The following is a 1,483-nucleotide window of genomic DNA, read 5'->3' as shown; positions in this document are numbered from 1 at the left end:
GTACGTTGTTCACGCTTTAGCGCAATGCGATGAAGGTGGAGGCGTTGAAAAGAAGGTGGAACAGGCTGGGTTTGTGATGTTTAAGATGGATTAAACAACATGAGCTCTCCTCTTTCGATGAACCGTTTTTTTGGTGGCAGGCGCGCAACAGGTGAGGCGTGCGCGTGAGGCCGCCGGGCTGCGCACTCACTGCGCCGCCAAGAGCACTCTGCCGCAGCTGTTGCAGGCCATGATCCAGCAGGCACTGGCAGGCAGCGGCAGTCTTGGCCATCATCTGCGCCTTGTCATGAACACCCGCATCTCCGACAGCGCCGCCATCCAGCGCCGTGCCTCTTTAAACTGGGAGTTTTACCAGGAGCTTTTTGGCCGCGTGCTCAAGCCCCTGGCGCGACCCAAGGACCACGCCGAAAGCTTCCACGCCGGCCTGCGTCTTCTGGCGCTGGACGGCAGCCACTTCAGTTTGCGCAACAGCGCGGCAGTGATGGCCATGACACGACCGCGCCCGGGCAATCAGCGCGCTTCGGCAGGTGCCTTCATGAAGTGGAGCACTGCCGTGCTGCTGGAGCTGGGCACTCATGCGCCCTTGAGCGTGGCGTGCAGCACGCTGGGGATGGAGCGCATGGAGATGGAGATCGACATCGCGCGGCGCACCCTGCCAACGCTGGCCACGCTGGGCCCAAGCCTGCTTCTGGCCGACAGGCTTTATGGCTGCGCCAGCTTCATGCTCGAGGTCATGGAACAGGGCCAGGGGCATGCGCACTGCCTGATGCGTGTGCGTGACAACCTGCGCGCGCAACAACTTGAGGTGCTCCATGATGGCAGCGCCTTGATGCGGGTGCGCAGCGACACCAAGGCGAGGGCCAAGGCAGCCAGCTGCGAAATGGTCGTGCGTGAACTGCGAGCCGAGGTGCGGCGCACGGGCGGCAAAGCGCAGACCTTGCGGTTGTGGACCACGCTGCTGGACGCGCGAAAACATCCGGCGGAGGAGTTGCTCAAGCTCTACGCCCAGCGCTGGGAGCAGGAGTTGTTCTTCCGCGAGCTCAAGCGCCACACCGGTGCCACCAGCATGCTGCAGGCAGACAGCGAGCAGACGGCCCAGGGAGCCTTTGCGGCGCTGGTGCTGGCAGCCAGCGAGGTGGCTCAGCGAAGGGTGGAAGCCGCCACGGAAGCGGACCTTCCGGTGCTGCGCCTGAGCATCGCGAAGATGGGACAGATGCTGGGGCAGCTCACCAGCATGCTGCAGTCAGCGGGAGACGTGCTGACGCCAGCCCAGCGCGCAGCCATGAGCCACAAGTGGCTGCAGGTCATGGTGCGTGAAGCCGTCATCCCGCCACGACGAGCACGCAGCTGCCAGCATGGACTGCGCCGCCCGCACTCACCCTGGCCAGTGATCCGAAAGCGTGTCTTCATCGACCCAGAGGTCTTGTTAACTCTCCTTCCTGCCACTTCACCTTAACGGCATTGCGCTTCAGCGTGTTCAATG

General features: G+C 63.4%; 1 protein-coding gene. It reads left to right on the top strand.

The genetic code is table 11. The annotated features are described in order from the left end of the window. The first annotated feature begins 133 nt into the window (after positions 1–133). The gene (locus BGE01nite_RS28735; protein WP_170267145.1) at positions 134–1,456 is read left to right on the top strand and encodes an IS4 family transposase; all 1,323 of its coding nucleotides are present in this window, start codon (positions 134–136) and stop codon (positions 1,454–1,456) included. Positions 1,457–1,483: the final 27 nt, after the last annotated feature.

The organism is Prosthecobacter gellanilyticus (genome assembly GCF_007992435.1).
GTDB lineage: Bacteria > Verrucomicrobiota > Verrucomicrobiia > Verrucomicrobiales > Verrucomicrobiaceae > Prosthecobacter > Prosthecobacter gellanilyticus.
Note: the sequence above shows the minus strand (reverse complement) of the source record. Positions and strands in the feature narration are given on the sequence as shown.